This is a genomic window from Massilia sp. 01N410 (assembly GCF_056399665.1).
The window spans coordinates 38,517-56,860 of sequence record NZ_JBFTRV010000008.1 but is presented as its reverse complement, the minus strand read 5'-3'; the positions used below and the strand labels follow the sequence as shown (position 1 = coordinate 56,860).

General features: G+C 64.7%; 19 protein-coding genes and 1 riboswitch. Of the genes, 10 read left to right on the top strand and 9 right to left on the bottom strand.

From position 1 onward, the window contains the following. Nucleotides 1–46 precede the first annotated feature (46 nt). Nucleotides 47–1,270, top strand: a complete 1,224-nt coding sequence (locus AC1DOP_RS12980) for a sensor histidine kinase (protein WP_477251584.1) — start codon at nucleotides 47–49, stop codon at nucleotides 1,268–1,270. Nucleotides 1,271–1,272: 2 nt separating this feature from the next. Further along, on the top strand, nucleotides 1,273–2,040 hold the full coding sequence (locus AC1DOP_RS12975) for a LytR/AlgR family response regulator transcription factor (RefSeq protein ID WP_442122830.1): 768 nt from the start codon (nucleotides 1,273–1,275) through the stop codon (nucleotides 2,038–2,040). Nucleotides 2,041–2,043: 3 nt separating this feature from the next. Here the strand turns inward: AC1DOP_RS12975 and recQ are convergent, their stop codons facing one another. The 4 genes from recQ to AC1DOP_RS12955 all read right to left on the bottom strand — a co-directional run bounded on the left by recQ (nucleotide 2,044) and on the right by AC1DOP_RS12955 (nucleotide 6,152). Further along, a complete protein-coding gene (gene recQ, locus AC1DOP_RS12970; protein WP_477251582.1) occupies nucleotides 2,044–3,864 on the bottom strand; it encodes a DNA helicase RecQ in 1,821 nt (606 codons plus the stop codon). Nucleotides 3,865–3,896: 32 nt separating this feature from the next. After that, nucleotides 3,897–4,730, bottom strand: coding sequence for an undecaprenyl-diphosphate phosphatase (locus AC1DOP_RS12965; protein WP_442122832.1), 834 nt, complete (start codon nucleotides 4,728–4,730; stop codon nucleotides 3,897–3,899). A 225-nt stretch (nucleotides 4,731–4,955) separates the two neighbouring features. Continuing rightward, nucleotides 4,956–5,762 (bottom strand): YdbT family protein, encoded by an 807-nt coding sequence (locus tag AC1DOP_RS12960; protein ID WP_442122833.1) that lies wholly within the window; start codon nucleotides 5,760–5,762, stop codon nucleotides 4,956–4,958. A gap of 111 nt (nucleotides 5,763–5,873) precedes the next feature. After that, nucleotides 5,874–6,152 (bottom strand): YkgJ family cysteine cluster protein, encoded by a 279-nt coding sequence (locus tag AC1DOP_RS12955; RefSeq protein ID WP_442122834.1) that lies wholly within the window; start codon nucleotides 6,150–6,152, stop codon nucleotides 5,874–5,876. An 86-nt stretch (nucleotides 6,153–6,238) separates the two neighbouring features. Between AC1DOP_RS12955 and AC1DOP_RS12950 the strand changes: the two genes are divergently transcribed. The 4 genes from AC1DOP_RS12950 (at nucleotide 6,239) to AC1DOP_RS12935 (ending at nucleotide 9,481) form a co-directional block, all read left to right on the top strand. Beyond that, on the top strand, nucleotides 6,239–6,901 hold the full coding sequence (locus AC1DOP_RS12950; protein WP_442122835.1) for a TetR/AcrR family transcriptional regulator: 663 nt from the start codon (nucleotides 6,239–6,241) through the stop codon (nucleotides 6,899–6,901). Between the two features lie 163 nt (nucleotides 6,902–7,064). Continuing rightward, nucleotides 7,065–7,718 (top strand): protein-L-isoaspartate O-methyltransferase family protein, encoded by a 654-nt coding sequence (locus AC1DOP_RS12945; RefSeq protein WP_442122836.1) that lies wholly within the window; start codon nucleotides 7,065–7,067, stop codon nucleotides 7,716–7,718. A gap of 15 nt (nucleotides 7,719–7,733) precedes the next feature. Continuing rightward, complete coding sequence (locus AC1DOP_RS12940; protein WP_442122837.1) at nucleotides 7,734–8,057, top strand: rhodanese-like domain-containing protein; 324 nt, start codon at nucleotides 7,734–7,736, stop codon at nucleotides 8,055–8,057. Nucleotides 8,058–8,110: 53 nt separating this feature from the next. Beyond that, entirely contained in the window at nucleotides 8,111–9,481 is a 1,371-nt protein-coding gene (locus AC1DOP_RS12935) for a TolC family outer membrane protein (RefSeq protein WP_442122838.1), read from the top strand. 73 nt (nucleotides 9,482–9,554) lie between these two features. On the opposite strand, the gene ribB is transcribed toward AC1DOP_RS12935, so the two are convergent. The 5 genes from ribB to AC1DOP_RS12910 form a co-directional block, all read right to left on the bottom strand. Then, entirely contained in the window at nucleotides 9,555–10,220 is a 666-nt protein-coding gene (gene ribB, locus AC1DOP_RS12930) for a 3,4-dihydroxy-2-butanone-4-phosphate synthase (RefSeq protein ID WP_477251578.1), read from the bottom strand. Nucleotides 10,221–10,315: 95 nt separating this feature from the next. Beyond that, a riboswitch (FMN riboswitch) is annotated at nucleotides 10,316–10,455 on the bottom strand. A 73-nt stretch (nucleotides 10,456–10,528) separates the two neighbouring features. After that, nucleotides 10,529–10,942 carry a lactoylglutathione lyase gene (gene gloA, locus AC1DOP_RS12925; protein ID WP_442122840.1) on the bottom strand — a complete coding sequence of 138 codons (414 nt, stop codon included), beginning with the start codon at nucleotides 10,940–10,942 and terminating at the stop codon, nucleotides 10,529–10,531. 153 nt (nucleotides 10,943–11,095) lie between these two features. Continuing rightward, complete coding sequence (locus tag AC1DOP_RS12920; RefSeq protein WP_442122841.1) at nucleotides 11,096–11,524, bottom strand: OsmC family protein; 429 nt, start codon at nucleotides 11,522–11,524, stop codon at nucleotides 11,096–11,098. Nucleotides 11,525–11,545: 21 nt separating this feature from the next. Beyond that, on the bottom strand, nucleotides 11,546–12,874 hold the full coding sequence (locus tag AC1DOP_RS12915) for a PQQ-dependent sugar dehydrogenase (RefSeq protein ID WP_477251575.1): 1,329 nt from the start codon (nucleotides 12,872–12,874) through the stop codon (nucleotides 11,546–11,548). Further along, entirely contained in the window at nucleotides 12,871–13,194 is a 324-nt protein-coding gene (locus AC1DOP_RS12910) for a hypothetical protein (RefSeq protein WP_442122843.1), read from the bottom strand. The genes AC1DOP_RS12915 and AC1DOP_RS12910 overlap by 4 nt, the downstream gene beginning before the upstream one ends. 135 nt (nucleotides 13,195–13,329) lie before the next feature. Here AC1DOP_RS12910 and AC1DOP_RS12905 point away from each other — a divergent pair, with 135 nt between their 5' ends. From AC1DOP_RS12905 to hemH, 4 genes are all read left to right on the top strand, one after another. Further along, on the top strand, nucleotides 13,330–14,307 hold the full coding sequence (locus tag AC1DOP_RS12905) for a DUF3667 domain-containing protein (protein ID WP_477251574.1): 978 nt from the start codon (nucleotides 13,330–13,332) through the stop codon (nucleotides 14,305–14,307). Between the two features lie 136 nt (nucleotides 14,308–14,443). Next, the gene (locus AC1DOP_RS12900) at nucleotides 14,444–15,346 is read left to right on the top strand and encodes an NAD kinase (protein ID WP_477251572.1); all 903 of its coding nucleotides are present in this window, start codon (nucleotides 14,444–14,446) and stop codon (nucleotides 15,344–15,346) included. A gap of 35 nt (nucleotides 15,347–15,381) precedes the next feature. Next, nucleotides 15,382–17,046 (top strand): DNA repair protein RecN, encoded by a 1,665-nt coding sequence (gene recN, locus AC1DOP_RS12895; RefSeq protein WP_442122846.1) that lies wholly within the window; start codon nucleotides 15,382–15,384, stop codon nucleotides 17,044–17,046. 14 nt (nucleotides 17,047–17,060) lie between these two features. Beyond that, nucleotides 17,061–18,164: a ferrochelatase gene (hemH, locus tag AC1DOP_RS12890; RefSeq protein ID WP_442122847.1), complete on the top strand. Its 1,104-nt coding sequence runs from the start codon at nucleotides 17,061–17,063 to the stop codon at nucleotides 18,162–18,164. Nucleotides 18,165–18,344: the final 180 nt, after the last annotated feature.

Below are 18,344 nucleotides of genomic sequence, written 5' to 3'. Positions count from 1 at the left end.
TAGACTGTAATCGTTGCTATATATTAACGATTGCGAAGGAGGCATCATGTGGCGCAAGTTTTTGGACCAGTATCGGGCGATCGCAAACGTCGACAAGCATATTGCCGTGCTCGAGCGGCCGGAACTGGCGTCCAGTACGGAAGACCCCAGCCTCCGACTCATCTGCCGGAAACTGGCCGAACGCTCGCCGGTGGAGCGCCAGCAGATGCGCGCTTTCTCGCTTGCCATGAAGGGCTGGCGCGGCAGGGTCTGGACCTGCGGCTTGTTGGCCGTCTTCACGCTGTGCGGTGCGGCCCTGCACCTGCACTCTCCAGATATCGGCTGGGTCGCGGCAATCGTCAGCGCCAACGCCTGCGGCATTGCGCTGGCCTTTGCCCTCATCGGCGCCTGGTTCAACTATCGCCAGTTTTCGCAGGAAAAGCTGAAGCTGCTGCTGGCAGTGGTGGGGTTTGCCGTCTTCGCCGCCGTGGGTTCGACCCTCATGACCATGTGGCTGCAAGGCCAGCCGCTGGCGCATACGATGGAGAGGGTGTCGCATTTCACGGGCGGTGTCCTGGCCGGTTCGCTGGCTATCCTGGCGCCGGTGCTCCTGATCAGCATCCTTCGCAACCGTCATTACGAGGCCCTCAACGTGCAGCTGCAGCGCGAAGCCGAGCAGGCGCGCCTGGCGCGTGAACTGTCCGAATCCCAGTTACGCCTGCTGCGCGCCCAGATCGAGCCGCACTTCCTGTTCAATACCTTGGGCGCGGTGCAGCAGCTGGCCCAGCATGGCGCGCCGCGCGCCGCCGAATTGACCGCTAACCTGATCGACTTCCTGCGCTCCAGCATGCGCGACATGCGCAGCGAGCAGGTCTGCCTGGCCGCGGAGTTCGGCCTGGTCGAGTCTTACCTGAAAGTGATGCAGGTGCGGCTGGGCGAGCGCCTGCGCTTCTCCCTGCAACTGCCGCGCGCGCTGGAACAGGTGCGGCTGCCCAGCATGATCCTCCTGACCCTGGTCGAGAACGCGATCAAGCACGGCATCGAACCGGCCTTGCGCGGCGGCGAGGTCACGGTCTCGGCCGAGCTGGTCGACGGCAAGGTGCGGATCCGCGTGCGGGATGGCGGCGTCGGCATGAGCACGATCCCGGAGCAGGACGAGGGCGGCGGCACCGGCCTCGATAACGTGCGCCTGCGCCTGCGCCTGGCCTACGGCGAGGCCACCGGCCTGGCGCTGCATGACGGCGATCCGGGACTGATCGCCGACGTCATCATCCCCCATCCGCAGGCATGAGCATGAGCACGAATCCCACGGTGCTGGTCGCCGAAGACGAACCCCTGATGCGCGAGCGCCTGCTGGAACTGCTGGCGCAATGCTGGCCCGAGGCGCGCGTCGTGCTGGTGGCGGAAAACGGCAACGACGCCTGGGACGGCTTCCTGGAGCACGAGCCGGACGTGGCCTTCCTCGACATCCGCATGCCGGGCCTGTCGGGCCTCGAAGTGGCCGAGCGCATCGGCGCCATGGCCCACGTGGTGTTCGTCACCGCCTACGACCAGTACGCCGTCGATGCCTTCGACACCGGCGCGGTCGACTACCTGCTCAAGCCCCTGCAGGCCGAGCGCCTGGACAAGGCGGTGGCGCGCCTGCGCGGCAAGCTGTCGATGCGAACGGAAGCCTCCGGCGCCGGCATGGGCGAGTTGCTGCGCCACCTGAAGGCGGCGCTGCCGGGCCTGCACCACGAGCGCACCAGGTGGATCAAGGCCAGCGTCGGCCGCCAGGTGCGCGTGATCGACGTCGACGAGGTGTTGTTCTTCCAGGCCGACACCCGCTACACCCGCATCGTGCTGCGCGATTACGAAGCCCTGGTGCGCACGCCGCTGAAGGATCTGTTGAGCGGTCTCGATCCGGACCGCTTCTGGCAGATCCACCGCGCCACCGTGGTCAACGTGAATGCGATCCTGGCTGCCGAGCGTATCGACGCCGAACGCATGCAGGTGCTGGTGAAGGGGAGCGAGGAGAAGCTGGCGGTGAGCCGGACGTTCGTGCACCTGTTCCGGGAGTGAAAATCACACCATCTCGGAAATCATCGATACGATCTCGTCGCCATACGAGGTCAGCTTCTTCGCCCCCACGCCGGACACGCCGCGCAGCTCGTCCAGCGAAGTCGGCTTGACCTTGGCGATCTCGCGCAGGGTGGCGTCGCCAAAGATGATGAAGGCCGCCACGCTGTGCGCCTTGGCGGTCTCGAGGCGCCACCAGCGCAGCTTTTCGAAGATCTTCTGCTCGGCCGGCGACAGGTCCATCTCGACGTAGCCCTTGGTGGGACCGGCCTGGCGCTTCTGCTTGACCGGCTTCTGGTACTGGCGCAGTTCCACCTTGCGCTCGCCCTTCAGGACCGCGCGCGCGCTTTCCGTCAGTTTGAGGGAGCTGAAGGCGTCGTGGTCGACGGTGACCAGGCCCAACGCAATCACCTGGCGCACGATGGCGCGCCATTCGTGCTCGCTGCGGTCGGCGCCGACGCCGTACACGGTCAGCTTGTCGTGGTGCCACTGGCTGATGCGCTCCGTCTGCACCCCGCGCAGCACGTCGATCACGTGGCCGGCGGCAAAGCGTTGGTCGACCCGGTAGATGGCCGACAGCAGCTTCTGCACCGGCACCGTCGCGTCGAAAGACACCGGCGGGATCAGGCAGGTATCGCAGTTGCCGCAGGGGCCGGAACGCTCGCCGAAATACTCCAATAAGCGCATCCGGCGGCAGCTCAGCGTCTCGCACAGGCCCAGCATGGCGTCCAGCTTCGAGCCCAGCACGCGCTTGAAATTCTCGTCGGCCTCGGACTCGTCGATCATCCGGCGCTGCAGCACCACGTCCTGCAGGCCATAGGCCATCCACGCATTCGAGGGGAGGCCGTCACGGCCGGCGCGCCCCGTTTCCTGGTAATAGCCCTCGAGGGATTTCGGCAGGTCGAGGTGGCAGACGAAACGCACGTCCGGCTTGTCGATGCCCATGCCGAAGGCAATGGTCGCCACCATCACGATGCCGTCTTCGCGCAGGAAACGGGCCTGGTTATCGGCGCGCAGCGCGTAGTCCATGCCGGCGTGGTAGGGCAGGGCGCGGATCCCGTTTTCATTGAGGAACTCGGCGGTCTCCTCGACCTTCTTGCGCGACAGGCAATAGACGATGCCGGCGTCGCCGGTGTGCTCGGTCGTGATGAAGTCCAGCAGCTGCTTGCGGCCGTTGGTCTTTTCGACGATGGCGTAGCGGATGTTCGGGCGGTCGAAGGACGACACGAACTGGCGCGCTTCTTCCAGTTGCAGGCGGTGGGCGATCTCGGCGCGGGTAAGCTGGTCGGCGGTGGCGGTCAGCGCGATGCGCGGCACGTGCGGGAAGCGCTCGTGCAGGATCGACAGGCGGATGTACTCCGGACGGAAGTCGTGGCCCCATTGCGAGACGCAGTGCGCTTCGTCGATCGCGAACAGCGAGATGTGGGACGCCTCGAACAGCTCCAGGCAGCGCGGCGTCATCAGGCGCTCGGGCGCCACGTAGACCAGGTCCAGCTCGCCGGTGCGCACCAGGCGCTCGATGCGCAGGGTCTCTTCGAAGGTCTGGGTCGAGTTCAGGAAGGCCGCGCGCACGCCGACTTCGGCGAGGGCGTCGACCTGGTCCTGCATCAGCGCGATCAGCGGCGAGACCACCACGCCGACGCCGTCGCGCAGCAGGGCGGGGATCTGGTAGCACAGCGATTTGCCGCCGCCGGTAGGCATGAGGACGAGCGCGTCGCCGCCGCGCGCGACCTGCTCGACGATCTCGGCCTGTTGCCCGCGGAAGGCGGGATAGCCGAAGACCGTCTGCAGGATGTGCAGCGCGCGTTGTTCGATGTCGTCCGTCATGGTGTTACTTTGTTCAGGTTAGCCAGCCCGGCTCAGTCAGCCCAAACCACCCAGCCGAAGTGCGCCGTGACCAGCACGACGATACCGAACACGATACGGTACCAGGCGAAGCCCGTGAAGTCATGCGTGCTGATGAAGCGCAAGAGCCAACGGACGCAAAGGAAGGCCGACACGAAGGCGGCCACGCCGCCGATCAGGAACAGCGGCAGGTCGGTCGTGTGCAGGTCGTGGCGCGCCTTGAACACCGAGTACACGGTGGCTGCCAGCAGGGTCGGGATCGCCAGAAAGAAGGAGAATTCGGTAGCCGCCTTGCGCGACAGGCCGAACAGCATGCCGCCGATGATGGTGGCGCCCGAGCGGCTGGTGCCCGGGATCAGCGCGAAGCACTGGGCGCAGCCGACCTTGAAGGCGTCGATCATGGTCATGTCGTCGACGGTCTCGATGCGGTGCGAACCGGCCAGGGTCTTGTGGCGGCGCTCCGCCCACAGGATCACCAGCGCGCCGATGATGAAGGCGAACGCGACCGGCGCCGGGGCGAACAGGTGATTCTTGATCGCCTTGCTGAACAGCAGGCCCAGCACGGCGGCCGGCAGGAAGGCGACGAACAGGTTGACCACGAACTTCTGCTGGCGCGGATCCGAGGTCAAACCTTGCATCACGGTACCGATGCGCGCACGGTATTCCCACATCACGGCGAGGATGGCGCCGGCCTGGATTGCAATCTCGAACACCTTGGCGACTTCGCCCGTAAAGTTGATCAGGCTGCCGGCCAGGATCAGGTGACCGGTAGAGGAGATCGGCAGGAACTCGGTGAAGCCTTCGACGAGGCCCATGATGATCGCTTTCAGGGCGAGAATGATGTCCATGAAGTTTTGGTAAGGATGTTATTGTGGATGCGAAACGCGGAAGGGGTGCTGCGCAGGCTTGCGGCAAGCAGGGCGCAAGCTTACCACGGCGAAGCACCCTACCGTCGAGTTCCCCGCATCAGGTGGTGGCTTTTTTTCCGCAGGCAAGAGTACAGCTGACCGCCGGGACGACGGTCATGGGAGTGGAAGGTATTCCGTCTCCCGTGGACCGGGAGGACGGGGAAGTCAGCGCCAGCGCGCCTTGTCGACCCGGCTGGCTTCGATCTGTCCCGCATTGCGGACGAGATCCCGGACTGCTTCGGCATTGCGAATCCCGCTCAACCAGACACCGACGTAAAGATTGGCTCGCCCAACCATCCGAAGGAAGAGGGGGCTGTGGATCTGGCCGGAAGAGTCAAGTTTGTGCAGCTCGTAAGTATTCGTCGTCTTGCTGAAGATACCTGACTCGATCGTCAAACGCTGCGACGACATCTTGTACCGGATATTTTTCAGCCTTAGCGCCCACACGCAGTGAGAGTAGACTTGATAAGCCACGATCAGGATGCCGGCCCATCTGGCGACCTGGTACCAGGTGTCGTCAGGTCCGCTTGCCGAAGCGCTGCTGCTTGCCTTGGCAACCTGTTCATTGGCAACGCTTGCGCTCTTGTTGGCTGCACGCGTCTTTTTCTTGCCATGGCCATGCTTGTCGGCCGCGACAGGGGGCTGGGCCGGCTGTGCGGCCTCGGCGACCGGGGTGCCGGGAAGGGATGGGGCGGGAGCAAACACGGCAAGGGCAGCCAGCCAGATGAGGACGAGAACGACCCATTTGAGGACGCTGGACAGCATCAGTGCCAGGGTCGGCGAGTCTTGCCACACCTGGGCTTCAGGGTCGTAGTTCAGGAGTTCCTGCGCAACGGCGGTGACGCGCCCATTGCCGATGTTCGTCCCGGTCTGGGTTACCAGGCTGTCGACATGGTGAAGGGACATGACATTGTCGCGATTGGCGACACTGCCTTCGCCAGCGTCGTTACGGACATCGAGAACACCGCTCATTGGAGGATCCGGGAAGAGTCAGAAAAGCAAGATAAATAATTATATCGATGGCATCTTGTTTTGCCAATGGGAAATATTCTGACGCAGAGCCCGGGCGCCGGAACCAGAACGTCAGAGCGGTGCCGTCGCGCGCTCCAGTTCGCTTAGCCAATGGATGGCATGTGTGCGATTCGCGCCGCACATGTCTTCGGACGGTTGCAGCCCTCCGCAAAACGGCGGCCGCTCCGGTTTGCCGAAGACAAGGCAGCGGTTGTCCTCACCCAACTGAATGCACCTGACCCCGGCAGGTTTCCCATCAGGCATTCCCGGGATCGGACTCGTAATCGATGGAGCAATACAGCAGGCGCCGCAGCCAGGCCGGCAACCGAGGGAGGAAAGCGGGGAGTTCATGCTGTAAGTATACTCGCCACAGCTTGACTGCCCCCAGCCCCGGGTCTATATTTCCTGACTCAACAGTTAGTTGTCGGACAGAAGCAATGCCATGCCCTTTCGAAACCAAGCCACGCTGGGAGCGCCGTAAAGACGCGCGGCCCCAGGAGTTGCTGGAGGCAGCCATCGACCTGTTCGTCGAACGTGGCTACGCCGCCACACGCCTGGAAGACGTCGCGCGTCGCGCCGGCGTCTCGAAGGGCACGCTCTATTTGTACTACGAAAACAAGGAAGAGCTGTTCAAGGCCGTGGTCCGCAGCAGCATCGTGCCCGTGATCGGCGAGGCCGAAGTCTCGGTCGCCGAATTCGAAGGCCACAGCGCGGACCTGCTGCGCCACCTGATCCACTCCTGGTGGCAGCGCCTGGGCGCGACCAAGGCCTCCGGCATCATCAAGCTGGTCACTGCCGAAGCCGACAATTTCCCGGAACTGGCCTGCTTCTACCAGGATGAGGTCATCAAGCGCGGCACCGCGGCCATGTCCGGCATGCTCGAGCGCGGCATCGCGCGCGGCGAGTTCAGGCCGCTGGACGTCAACTTGATGACCCAGGTGCTGATCGCGCCCATGCTCATGCTGATCACCTGGAAGCATTCGGTCGGCCCCTGCCCGCGCGCGGAGCTGGAGCCGCTGGCCTTCCTCGACACCTTCCTGGACATGGCCCTGAACGGCCTGCTTCCGGCGCCGGATGCTGCGCGGCCGACCGCCGCGTGAACTGTCCAGCAACGTCAAGACGCCATTTTTCGGCGTTCATCCCTTCTAAACTGCAGACTGTCGCAATTTCCCGTGGTCTTGGGTGCCATATCGCTAAGATGTGTTTCCCGAGGCCGTTCAACGATAAAATATCGGATTATTTCTTTTTCCGCCGAGTATCAAGATGAATATCGAACAAGCCCGCTTCAACATGATCGAACAGCAGATCCGCCCCTGGAACGTGCTGGACACCGACATCCTCGACCTGCTGCACGTGGTCAAGCGCGAACAGTTCGTGCCGGCCGAGTACCAGAACCTGGCGTTCGCGGATGCCGAGATCCCGCTGCCGGGCGGCCAGGCAATGCTGAACCCGAAGATCGAGGCGCGCATCCTGCAGGACATCGGCCTGAAGAAGCATGAAAACGTGCTGGAAATCGGCACCGGCTCGGGCTACATGGCGGCCCTGATGGCGCACCGCGCTGCCAAGGTCACGAGCGTGGAAGTGAACCCGGAAATCAAGGAACTGGCAGAGAAGAACCTGGCCAAGGCCGGCATCGGCAATGTGGTCGTGGAACTGGGCAACGGCGCGGCTGGCTGGGACAAGGGCGCCCCGTACGACGTGATCGTGATCTCGGGCGCGCTGGAGGTGCTGCCGGAAGCCTTCCTGAAGCAGGTGAAAGTGGGCGGCCGCATCGCCGCCATCGTCGGCGAGCCGCCGGCCATGGAATTCAACATCGTCACCCGCACCGGCGAGAACAGCTGGAACACGGTAAAAGTGTTCGAGACCAATGTGAAGTACCTGGCCGGCGCGCCGGCCGTGTCGCACTTCCAGTTCTGAAGGAAGAGGCAGACGATGCAGCACATTACCGCTCCCGAGTTGGCCGCCTGGCTGGCCGACCCGTCGCGCCCGAAACCGCTGCTGCTCGATGTGCGGGAAAACTGGGAATTCGAGACCTGCAATATCGCGGGCTCGACCCAGATCCCGATGAATCTGATTCCGATCCGCGTGAGCGAACTGGATGATGACCAGGAAATCGTTTGCGTGTGCCATCACGGCGCGCGCAGCATGCAGGTCGCAGCTTTCCTGGAGCGTAACGGATTTGAAAAGATTACCAATTTGACAGGCGGCGTACACGCCTGGGCCGTGCAGGTCGATCCATCGATGCCGAAGTACTGAGCATCGACGGCGGTCTGCGTCCTTGACTATTGATGACTCCGACGGAGAAAGTAATGCAGAAACCCCTCATCGCCGTGCTGTTGGCCAGCGCGTTTTTCTCGCTCAACGCCCAGGCGGCCGATCTGCTCCAGGTGTACCAGCAGGCTCTGGCGAATGACGCCACCTATGCGAGCGCGCGCGCTTCGGCTCAGGCCGGCCGCGAGCGCGTTCCCCAGGGGCGTGCGGGGTTGCTGCCGACCGTCGGCATCACGGGGGGCATTACCAAGACCAACAACGACTACGCGCCGTTCAACGAAGGCCAGCCGATTCTCGACGCGAACGGCAACCCCACCGGCGGCTTCGTGGCATCGGGCGGTCCGAACCTGACCGCCAAGGAAATCAACGTCCAGCTGTCGCAGCCGCTGTTCCGCTGGGACCGCTGGGAAACCTACCAGCAGAGCAAGCTGCAGCAGGCGATCTCGGAAGCCCAGTTCGCCCAGGCCCAGCAGGACCTGATCACCCGCGTGTCCCAGGCCTACTTCGACGTGCTGGCCGCCCAGGACACCCTGGCCTCGACCCGGGCCCAGAAGGAAGCCGTGACCGAGCAGCTGGCCTCGGCGAAGCGCAACTTCGAAGTCGGCACCCAGACCATCACCGACACCCATGAAGCCCAGGCCGCCTACGACCTGGTGATCTCGCAGGAGATCGCCGCGGTCAACGACCTGGAGACCAAGAAGACGGCGCTGCAGGCCATCATCGGCACCCCCCCTAGCGCGCTGGCGACTCTGCGCACCGGCGTCAACCTGACCGCGCCGCAGCCGATCAACGTCGACCAGTGGGTCTCGGCCGCCGAGAACCAGAACTACGCCGTGTCGGTGGCCGAGCTGCAGCTCGAATCGGCCAAGCGCGACATCTCGAAGAACCGCGCCGGCCACTATCCGACCCTGGACCTGACGGCGAACTCGCAGCATCGCAATGTCAACGGCGCGTTTTCGGGCCAGTCGGGCCGCACGACCAACAACTCGATCGGCATCGCCTACAGCATCCCGATCTTCAGCGGCTTTGCCGTCACCAGCCGCGTGCGCGAAGCGATCGCCCTGGAAGACAAGGCCAGGAACGACCTGGAGGCGAACCGCCGCAACGCCGCGCTGCTGGCGCGCCAGTCCTTCCTCGGCGTGAACTCGGGCCTGGCCCAGGTGAAGGCGCTGGAAGCGGCCGAGGTGTCGAGCAACTCGGCGCTGGAATCGAACAAGCTGGGTTACCAGGTGGGCGTGCGTATCAACATCGACGTGCTGAACGCCCAGCGCCAGCTGTACCAGACCCGCACCGACCTGGCCAAGGCGCGTTACAACACCATCCTGGCCGGCCTGAAACTGAAGGCGGCCGCCGGTTCGCTGCGGGAGGAAGATCTGCAGCCGATCAATGCCTTGTTGCAGCAGCCGTAAGCTGTTTTAGCTTCGATGGAAAAAATGGCGCTTCGGCGCCATTTTTTGTTGCGGCAGTGATTTGCAAGTTTATTCAAGCAGCCTGCTGCTCAAGCTGGGTACGCCACTCGATCAACTCCGCAATCGTCAGGATCGGATAAGCACGCTCGCGCGCGAAGCGTTCGATCGCCTCGCCGCGCATCATGGTGCCGTCTTCGTTCATCAGTTCGCACAGCACGGCGGATGGCTGCAGGCCGGCCAGGATGGCGAGGTCGACCGAGCCTTCGGTGTGGCCCTTGCGGCCCAGCACGCCGGCCGGGTTGGCGCGCAGCGGGAACACGTGGCCCGGGCGCACCAGGTCTTCGGGTTTGGCATCGGGGGCGATGGCGGCACGGATCGTGGTGACGCGGTCCTGGGCCGAGACGCCGGTGGTGACGCCTTCGCGTGCCTCGATCGAGACGGTGAAGGGTGTGCCGTAGCGGCTGCCGTTTTCCGGCGCCATCGGCGGCAGGTCGAGCGCGCGCACTTTGCTATCGGACAGGCACAGGCAGACGATGCCGCTGCACTCGCGGATCATCACGGCCATGGTCTCGACCGTGAGTTTTTCGGCGGCGACGATCAGGTCGGCCTCGTTCTCGCGGTCGAAGTCGTCGAGCAGGATCACGGGAATGCCCGCGCGCGTGGCCTCGAGGGCGGCGGCGATGCGGCCTTCCAGGTCACTGCTTTCAAGGGTGAAGGTATTGATGGTGGTGCTGGTCATTGAGACGCTCCTCGCATGAAGTTAAAGGAACGCATCAGGGCAAAGCGAAATGGCGCGGCACCGCATGCCGAAGCGGCAGCAGGACGCGTGATGACGCACATCTTCTTTCATCCGGACTATACCGTCGGCCCTGGCTTCTCACCAGGTCTGCTGACCCTGCATGGCAGGCGCTCGCGGGCTCGGCCATGATGGCCATACCGCCGGTGGGGAATCGCACCCCGCCCCGAAGACGTATCTGTTTGTGTGCCCGCAGAGCAGGCGAGAAGGATTGTAGCAGGGCCGGCAAAAGGCTGCCGGCCCCGGCCGATTTAGCTGCTCAGGCCGCCACCGCCGGCATGGTCGGCGCGCTCGATCAGTTCGACCTTGTAGCCGTCCGGATCGGTGATGAAGGCGATCACGGTGGTGCCGCCCTTGACGGGGCCCGGCTCGCGGGTGATGTTGCCGCCGGCCGCGCGCACCTGGTCGCAGGTGTTGTAGATGTCCTCGGTCGAGATCGCGATGTGGCCGTAGGCCGTGCCCATCTCGTACTTGTCGGTGCCCCAGTTATAGGTCAGCTCGAGCTCGGCGTGGTCCGGGTTGTTGCCGTAGCCGACGAAGGCCAGGGTGTACTTGTATTCCGGATTCTCGCTGGTGCGCAGCAGCTTCATGCCGAGCACCTTGGTGTAGAAGTCGATGGAGCGCTGCAGATCGCCGACGCGTAACATGGTGTGCAGGATGCGCATTGTTGTTCCTGATAGTGTGAACGGAAAGCGAGGATTTTATGCGCTCGGACGGATCTTTGCTGACACCGCTGACGTAGGGTAGGCACGCCGTGCCCACGCGCAAGCCTTCAGGATGCAGACCTCACGCGTGGGCTAGGAGAGCCCACCCTACGGTCACGATTGAAGCCTGGCGTCCAGTGTGATGTTGGCGTTGAACAGCTTCGACACCGGGCAGCCTTCCTTGGCTTTGCGGGCCGCTTCCTGGAAAGCCTGCTCGTTGGCGCCGGGGATGGTGGCGACCAGGTCGAGGTGAACGGCCGGAATCGCGAAGCCGCCGTCCGCCTTGTCGAGCGAGACCGTGGCCGTGGTTTCCAGCTTCTGGGCCGTCATGCCGGCTTCGCCCAGCTGGGCCGACAGGGCCATCGTGAAGCAGCCGGCGTGGGCTGCCGCCAGCAGTTCTTCCGGGTTGGTGCCGGCGCCGTCTTCGAAGCGGGTGTTGAAGCCGTACTGCTGCTGGTTGAGCGCGCCGCTCTGGGTCGAGACCGTGCCCTTGCCGTCTTTCAGGCCGCCGCTCCAGACGGCGCTTCCCTTACGCTTGATCATCGTCGTTCTCCTTTTGAATGCTTACTTTGTTGCTGGTGTGATGCGCCAGACGACATTGCCGACGTCGTCCGCAAGCAGGATCGCGCCCTGCCTGTCGACCGCGACCCCGACCGGACGCCCGTAGGCCTTGCCGTCCTTGCTCAGGAATCCCGTCAGCACGTCCTGCGGCGGACCGCTGGGCTTGCCGTCGGTAAAAGGCACGTAGATCAGCTTGTAGCCGGAGTGCGGCTTGCGGTTCCACGAGCCGTGCTGGCCGACCAGGGCGCCGTTCCTGAATTGCGGCATCAGGCCGGCGTCGTAGAAGGCCAGGCCCAGCGAGGCCGTGTGCCCGCCCAGCGCGTAATCGGGCGCGATCGCGCTGGCGACCAGTTCCGGCTTCTGCGGCTTGACGCGGGTATCGACGTGCTGGCCGTAGTAGCTGTAGGGCCAGCCATAGAAGGCGCCGTCCTTCACCGCCGTCATGTAGTCCGGCACCAGGTCGTTGCCCAGCTCGTCGCGCTCGTTGACGACGGTCCACATGGCGCCGGTCTGCGGCTGGAAGGCGAGGCCGTTCGGATTGCGCAGGCCGGACGCATAGACACGGCTCTTGCCGCTGGCGATGTCGAGTTCCCAGATCGCGGCGCGGCCCTGTTCGGCGGCCATGCCGTTTTCGGCGACGTTGCTGTTCGAACCGACGGTCACGTACAGCTTCTTGCCGTCGGGCGAGGCGGCCACGTTCTTGGTCCAGTGGTGATTGATGCCGGCGGGCAGGTCCAGCACCTTGGTGCCCGGGCCGCCGAGGGTGGTGTCGCCGGTCTTGTACGGGAAGCGCCACAGCGCGTCGGCATTCGCAACGTAGAGGTCGTTGCCGGCCAGGGTCATGCCGAAGGGCGAGTTCAGGTTCTGCGCGAACACGGTTACGGTATCGGCCGTGCCGTCGGCCTTCACGCCGCGCAGCAGGATGATCTTGTTGGGCGACTCGACGCCGGCGCCGGCGCGTTTCTGCTCGATGCCCTGGACCTTGGCACGGATGCCCGTTTCCTTGGGCCCATTGCTTGGCTTATTGCTCTCGGCGACCAGCACGTCGCCGTTCGGCAGCACGTAGAGCCAGCGCGGATGCTCGAGGCCGCTTGCATAGGCGGTAGCAAGCAGCCCGGCGGCCGGCACCGGATGCGTGCCCGGCGGCCACGGATCGGCCGGGGCAATGTTCAGGGTCGGGATCAGGGAACGTTCGGGCGCCGGCAGGACCGGGTCCGGACCGAAGCCGGGCGGATAGCCACCGGTGGCCGCCTGCTGCGGGACGGCCTGGTGGGCGCACGCGCACAGGCCCGCGGCGCCCAGCAGGGCAGCGAGCGACGTGCGTGCGTTCATCGGTTCTTGCCCCCATCCACAGGAACCACGGAATCGTGGTCGCGCATGTCGCGGTTGCGCTCCGGCAGCGGGTTGGCCTCGCCGGTGGCGCCGGGTTTCTTGGCAACCGCGTCTTCCAGGCCCTTGTCGCTGCGGGTCAGGTAATTGTCGGTGTCGACCAGTCCCTGTTCCAGGTCTTCGGCGGCCTGCTTGATGATGCCGCGCGGCTTGACGCCCTGGCCGTCCGGCGATTCGTCGCGCTCGTGCGGTGCGCGCTTGTAGTCCTGCTCTTCGATCTTGCGGTCGGTGTTGACGACACGGTCTTTGGCTTCTTCAACCATAGCAATCCTCCTCGGCATGCTTACATTGCTTAAAGCCTAACGCGTGGGGTGAAAGCGGGTCGCGCAATTGGATGATGCATTTTTGCAATTAAATGGTTAACATGCTTGCCTGTGTGCCGTTTGCCGGGAATTGCCGTGAACTCTGAAGCCGCCTCCGAAGTCGTCCTCCACCACCATGCCGCCAGCGATTGCCCGAACTGCGGCGCCGCCGTGTCCGGGAATTTCTGCCACCAGTGCGGGCAGGAGACCGTGCTGCATCCACCCAGCACGCGCGAATTCCTGCACGAGTTCATCGGCCACTACGTGGCGCTGGAAGGCAAGCTGTGGAAGACGATGAAGCTGCTGCTGCTCAAGCCCGGCCAGCTGAGCCTCGAATACATGCAGGGACGCCGCGTACGCTATATCCAGCCGCTGCGCGTCTACCTGACCTTCAGCCTGATCTTCTTTGCCCTGTTTAAGTTCATGGGCGAGGATCATCATGTCGGTGACGTCAAACTCGAAGGTGTTCCGGTGATCCAGGTCGATCCGGGAGACAAGAAACATGCGGCGCCCGCGACCGCACCCGAGGCGCCGCCGGCCAAGCCCGAAGCGCAGGCAAGCGCCAAGCCGGATGAGAACGAGGGCGACGACCCGCATGCGAAGACGGCCACCTTGCAGAAGGACGAGGAGGACGACAAGTCGGGCTTCGAATCGTTCATCGAGAGCATCGTCAGCTCGACCAGCGAGGACAATGGCGCCAAGGCAAAGAAGGCCTTCTACAGCTACGCACCCTACGCGGTGTTCGCCATGATGCCGCTGTTCGCCCTGTTCCTGAAGATCCTCTACCTGGGTTCGGGCAAGCGCTACGGCGAGCACCTGCTGTTCGCGCTGCACACGAATGCCTTCGCATTCCTGATGCTCACCCTCATCATCCTCCAGAAGCCGCTGCGGCTTCCCTACGTCGGCAACTTGCTGGGCCTGTGGCTGGTCTTCTACCTGCCGACCGCGATGCGGCGGGTGTACGGCGGTTCGCGCAAGCTCACGGCGCTGCGCTGGTGCACGCTGATGTTCCTGCACCTGCTGGCGCTGTCGTGCGCCATCGGTGTGGCGGTAGCGCTTGGCGCCTCGCACTGATCCGAATCTTGCCGGATGCGCGCCGGGCAAATATACTGTGCGTTTGTACAGTAATCGCTGAGCGGCCGTATGGCAGAAGCCGGGAGAATCGGTTAATCTCCCCCGTGTCGTTTTTCATTACCGCCGAGATTTCCCTATGCCCGCTACGCCCGAATCGCAACAAACCATCGCGCTGGTCGTGCGGCACAACACCGCCGGCATCGACGAGCCGGTGCAGGCCATCGTCGACTTCCTGCGCGGCGCCGGCTACCTGCCGGTGCTGGAGCTTGATACGGCCGGCCACGTGAAGGTGGATGGTGTGACCGCGATGACGATCGACGAGATCGGCCGGCAGGCCAGCACCGCCATCGTGGTCGGCGGCGACGGCACCATGCTGGGCGTGGCGCGCCAGCTGGCCCGCTACAAGGTGCCCCTCATCGGCATCAACCAGGGGCGCCTGGGCTTCATGACCGACATCCCGATCGGCCGCATGCTGCCGGCGCTGGCCGAGATCCTCAGCGGCAAGGCCCGCGGCGAGGAGCGCACCCTGCTCGAGGCCCGCCTGGTGCGCGACGGCAAGGAGATCCACTGCTCGGTGGCGGTGAACGACGTCGTGGTGTCGCGCGGTTCCGGCGCCGGCATGGCCGAACTGAAGGTCACGGTGGACGGCACCTTCATGTACAACCAGCGTTCGGACGGCCTGATCGTCTCCACGCCCACCGGCTCGACCGCCTACGCGCTGTCGGCCGGCGGCCCGCTGCTGCATCCGAGCCTGGCCGGCATCGTGCTGGTGCCGATTGCGCCGCACGCGCTGTCGAACCGTCCGATCGTGGTGCCGGACACCAGCGACATCGTGGTCGAGATCATGAATGGCCGCGACATCAGCGTGAACTTCGACATGCAGACTTTCACGAGCCTGCAGCACGGCGACCAGATCATGATCTCGCGCTCGCCCGACACCATTACCTTCCTGCATCCCGAAGGGTGGAGCTACTACCACACCCTGCGCGAAAAGCTGCACTGGAACGAGTATCCGTCCAGCGACGGCAAGCTCAAATAAACCAAGCATTCCGAAACCAGGAGACCTGTTTCTTCATGTTGCGCACATTGACCATCCGCGACTTCGTCATCGTCGACACGATCGAACTCGAGTTCTCGAATGGCTTCACGGTCTTCACTGGCGAGACCGGAGCCGGCAAGTCGATCCTGATCGATGCGCTGCAGCTTGCGCTGGGCGGGCGCGGCGACGCCAGCATGGTGCGCGAGGGCGCGGCCAAGGCCGACATCAGCGCCGACTTCGCGCTCACGCCGGCGGCCACCGCCTGGCTCGAGCAGAACGAGTTCGGCGTCGAGGAGGGCGGGGCGCTGCTGCGCCGGGTGATCGACAATGCCGGCCGCTCGAAGGCCTACATCAACGGCATCGCCGCCACCGCCGGCCAGTTGCGCGAGCTGGGCGAGATGCTGGTCGACATCCATGGCCAGCACGCCCACCAGTCGCTGCTCAAGCAGGATGCCCAGCGCGCCCTGCTGGACAACCAGATCGCCGTGCGCAATCCGGAAGCCACGGCCCAGGTGCAGGCGGTCGCCAGTTGCTACAAGGCCTGGCGCGCGCTGTCGCGCCAGCGCGAGGAATTCGAGACCAATGCGAAGAACGTGCTGCTCGAACGCGAGCGGCTCGAATGGCAGGTCGGCGAGCTCGATAAACTGGCCGTGAAGCCGGGCGAATGGACCGAGATCACCAACGAGCACAGCCGCCTGTCGCATGCGGCCAGCCTGCTCGAGGGCGCGCAGGAAGCCCTGAACGCGATCTCCGAAGCCGAGCAGCCGATTTTGTCGCAGCTGTCCTCGTTGAACCAGAAGCTGGGCAAGCTGGCCGACGTCGACGCCGGCCTGCAGAACGTGCTCGACTGCATGGAGCCGGCCCGCATTCAGCTGCAGGAAGCGGTGTACGCGCTGAACGACTACATCGACAAGGTCGAGCTCGACCCCGAGCGCCTGTCCCAGGTCGATGCGCGCATGGATGCGATCCACAGCACCGCCCGCAAGTTCCGCGTCACGCCCGAGGAGCTGCCGGACGAGCACGCCACGCTGAAAGCCAAGCTGCGCCAGCTGGCCGATGCCAGCGACGTCGACGGCCTGCGCCGCCAGGAACAGCAGGCCAAGGCCGCCTACCTGGAAGTGGCGGGCCGCCTGTCCGCCACGCGCCAGGATGCGGCGCAGCGTTTGAGCGAGCAGGTGTCGGAAGCGATGCAGGAACTGTCGATGAGCGGCGGCCGCTTCGTGGTGTCGCTGAATCCCTGCGAGCCGGCCGTGTACGGCATGGAGCAGGTCGAATTCCTGGTGGCCGGCCATGCCGGCGTCGCGCCGCGTCCACTGGCCAAGGTGGCCTCGGGCGGCGAACTGGCACGCATCTCGCTGGCGATCTCCGTCATCACGTCGAACGCCACCACGGTGCCGACCCTGATCTTCGACGAGGTCGATACCGGCATCGGCGGCGGCGTCGCCGAGGTGGTGGGGCGCCTGCTGAAGCGCCTCGGCCACAGCCGCCAGGTGCTGTGCGTGACCCACCTGCCGCAGGTGGCGAGCCAGGCCAACCAGCACTTCCAGGTGGCCAAGGGCACCACCGGCGAGGGCAAGACGGTCTCGCGCATCGACGTGCTGGACAAGAAGGAAAGGGTGGAAGAGGTGGCGCGCATGCTGGGCGGCATCGAGATCACCGAGACTACCCGCAAGCACGCACGCGAGCTGCTGGCTTCATGAACCTCCGCCACTTTATGCCCTTCAGAAAAGAACCGCCCCACACCCACGGCACGGTCGCCAAAAGCGCCGTCGTGCTGGTCAACCTCGGCACGCCCGATGCGCCCACCCGGACAGCGGTGCGGCGCTACCTGAAGCAGTTCCTGTCCGATCCGCGCGTGGTGGAGATCCCGCGCGCCGTCTGGAAGCTGATCCTGCATCTCGTCATCCTGCCTTTCCGCTCCGGCAAGTCGGCGGAAAAGTACGCGATGATCTGGACCCGCGAAGGTTCGCCGCTGAAGGTGTACACGGCGCGGCAGGCGGCGAAGCTGGCGGAACTGCTCGGCGAGCGCGGCCACGAGGACGTCGAGGTGGCGATGGCGATGCGCTACGGCTCGCCGGCGCTGCCGGAGGTGCTGGACGGCCTGAAGGCGAAGGGCGTCGACCGCATCGTGGTGCTGCCGGCCTATCCGCAGTATTCGGGCACGACCACGGCCTCGATCTGGGATGCCGTCTATGCCCACTACGCCCAGGTGCGCAATATTCCCGAGCTGCGCCTGGTCAAGCACTACCACGACCATGAAGGCTATATCGAGGCGCTCGCCGACTCGGTGCTGGACTATTGGGAAGCCCACGGCCGCGGCGACAGGCTGGTGATGAGTTTCCATGGCGTGCCCAAGCGGACCCTGACCCTGGGCGACCCGTATTACTGCGAATGCCAGCGCACCGCGCGCCTGCTGGCGGCGCGCCTGCGCCTGTCGCCCGAGCAGTACGTGGTCACCTTCCAGTCGCGCTTCGGGCGCGCCGAGTGGCTGCAGCCCTATACGGCGCCGACCGTGCAGCAGCTGGCGCGCGAAGGCGTCAAACGCATCGACGTGATGTGCCCCGGCTTCACCAGCGACTGCCTGGAGACGCTGGAAGAGATCAATATGGAAGTGCGGCACGAGTTCGAATCGAACGGTGGCCAGGACTACCACTACATTCCCTGCCTGAACGATAACCCGGCCTGGATCACGGGGCTGGCGGAAATTGCCGAGCAGCACCTGATCGGCTGGCCCACCATGATGAGCCCGTCACAGCGCGAGGCCCGGCGCAAGGATGCGGACGTGGCGCGCGAGCACGCGGCAGGCCTGGGCGCATAACGCGAATAACCAAGGTGGGCACGGCGTGCCCACGCACGCGGACCTGCTAAAATGGCACGTTTTGCGGCGTCGCCCCGAGTTCCGCCAGGCAGATCGCTGCCAGCGCAAGGGCGGTCCAGACCACTATGGCGCCGCTGATCAGATGCAGTCTCATGATCTTTCCCCTGTTCCAATTAGGAA

Coding starts and splice junctions, on each gene's coding strand:
- AC1DOP_RS12945 (WP_442122836.1), top strand. CDS start 7,065: ATGAATATCGAACAAGCCCGCTTCAACATGATCGAACAGCAGATCCGC.
- AC1DOP_RS12935 (WP_442122838.1), top strand. CDS start 8,111: ATGCAGAAACCCCTCATCGCCGTGCTGTTGGCCAGCGCGTTTTTCTCG.
- AC1DOP_RS12955 (WP_442122834.1), bottom strand. CDS start 6,152: ATGAACTCCCCGCTTTCCTCCCTCGGTTGCCGGCCTGGCTGCGGCGCC.
- AC1DOP_RS12980 (WP_477251584.1), top strand. CDS start 47: ATGTGGCGCAAGTTTTTGGACCAGTATCGGGCGATCGCAAACGTCGAC.
- gloA (WP_442122840.1), bottom strand. CDS start 10,942: ATGCGCATCCTGCACACCATGTTACGCGTCGGCGATCTGCAGCGCTCC.
- recN (WP_442122846.1), top strand. CDS start 15,382: ATGTTGCGCACATTGACCATCCGCGACTTCGTCATCGTCGACACGATC.
- hemH (WP_442122847.1), top strand. CDS start 17,061: ATGCCCTTCAGAAAAGAACCGCCCCACACCCACGGCACGGTCGCCAAA.
- AC1DOP_RS12900 (WP_477251572.1), top strand. CDS start 14,444: ATGCCCGCTACGCCCGAATCGCAACAAACCATCGCGCTGGTCGTGCGG.
- AC1DOP_RS12975 (WP_442122830.1), top strand. CDS start 1,273: ATGAGCACGAATCCCACGGTGCTGGTCGCCGAAGACGAACCCCTGATG.
- AC1DOP_RS12910 (WP_442122843.1), bottom strand. CDS start 13,194: ATGGTTGAAGAAGCCAAAGACCGTGTCGTCAACACCGACCGCAAGATC.
- recQ (WP_477251582.1), bottom strand. CDS start 3,864: ATGACGGACGACATCGAACAACGCGCGCTGCACATCCTGCAGACGGTC.
- AC1DOP_RS12940 (WP_442122837.1), top strand. CDS start 7,734: ATGCAGCACATTACCGCTCCCGAGTTGGCCGCCTGGCTGGCCGACCCG.
- AC1DOP_RS12960 (WP_442122833.1), bottom strand. CDS start 5,762: ATGAGCGGTGTTCTCGATGTCCGTAACGACGCTGGCGAAGGCAGTGTC.
- AC1DOP_RS12965 (WP_442122832.1), bottom strand. CDS start 4,730: ATGGACATCATTCTCGCCCTGAAAGCGATCATCATGGGCCTCGTCGAA.
- AC1DOP_RS12915 (WP_477251575.1), bottom strand. CDS start 12,874: ATGAACGCACGCACGTCGCTCGCTGCCCTGCTGGGCGCCGCGGGCCTG.
- AC1DOP_RS12950 (WP_442122835.1), top strand. CDS start 6,239: ATGCCATGCCCTTTCGAAACCAAGCCACGCTGGGAGCGCCGTAAAGAC.
- AC1DOP_RS12920 (WP_442122841.1), bottom strand. CDS start 11,524: ATGATCAAGCGTAAGGGAAGCGCCGTCTGGAGCGGCGGCCTGAAAGAC.
- ribB (WP_477251578.1), bottom strand. CDS start 10,220: ATGACCAGCACCACCATCAATACCTTCACCCTTGAAAGCAGTGACCTG.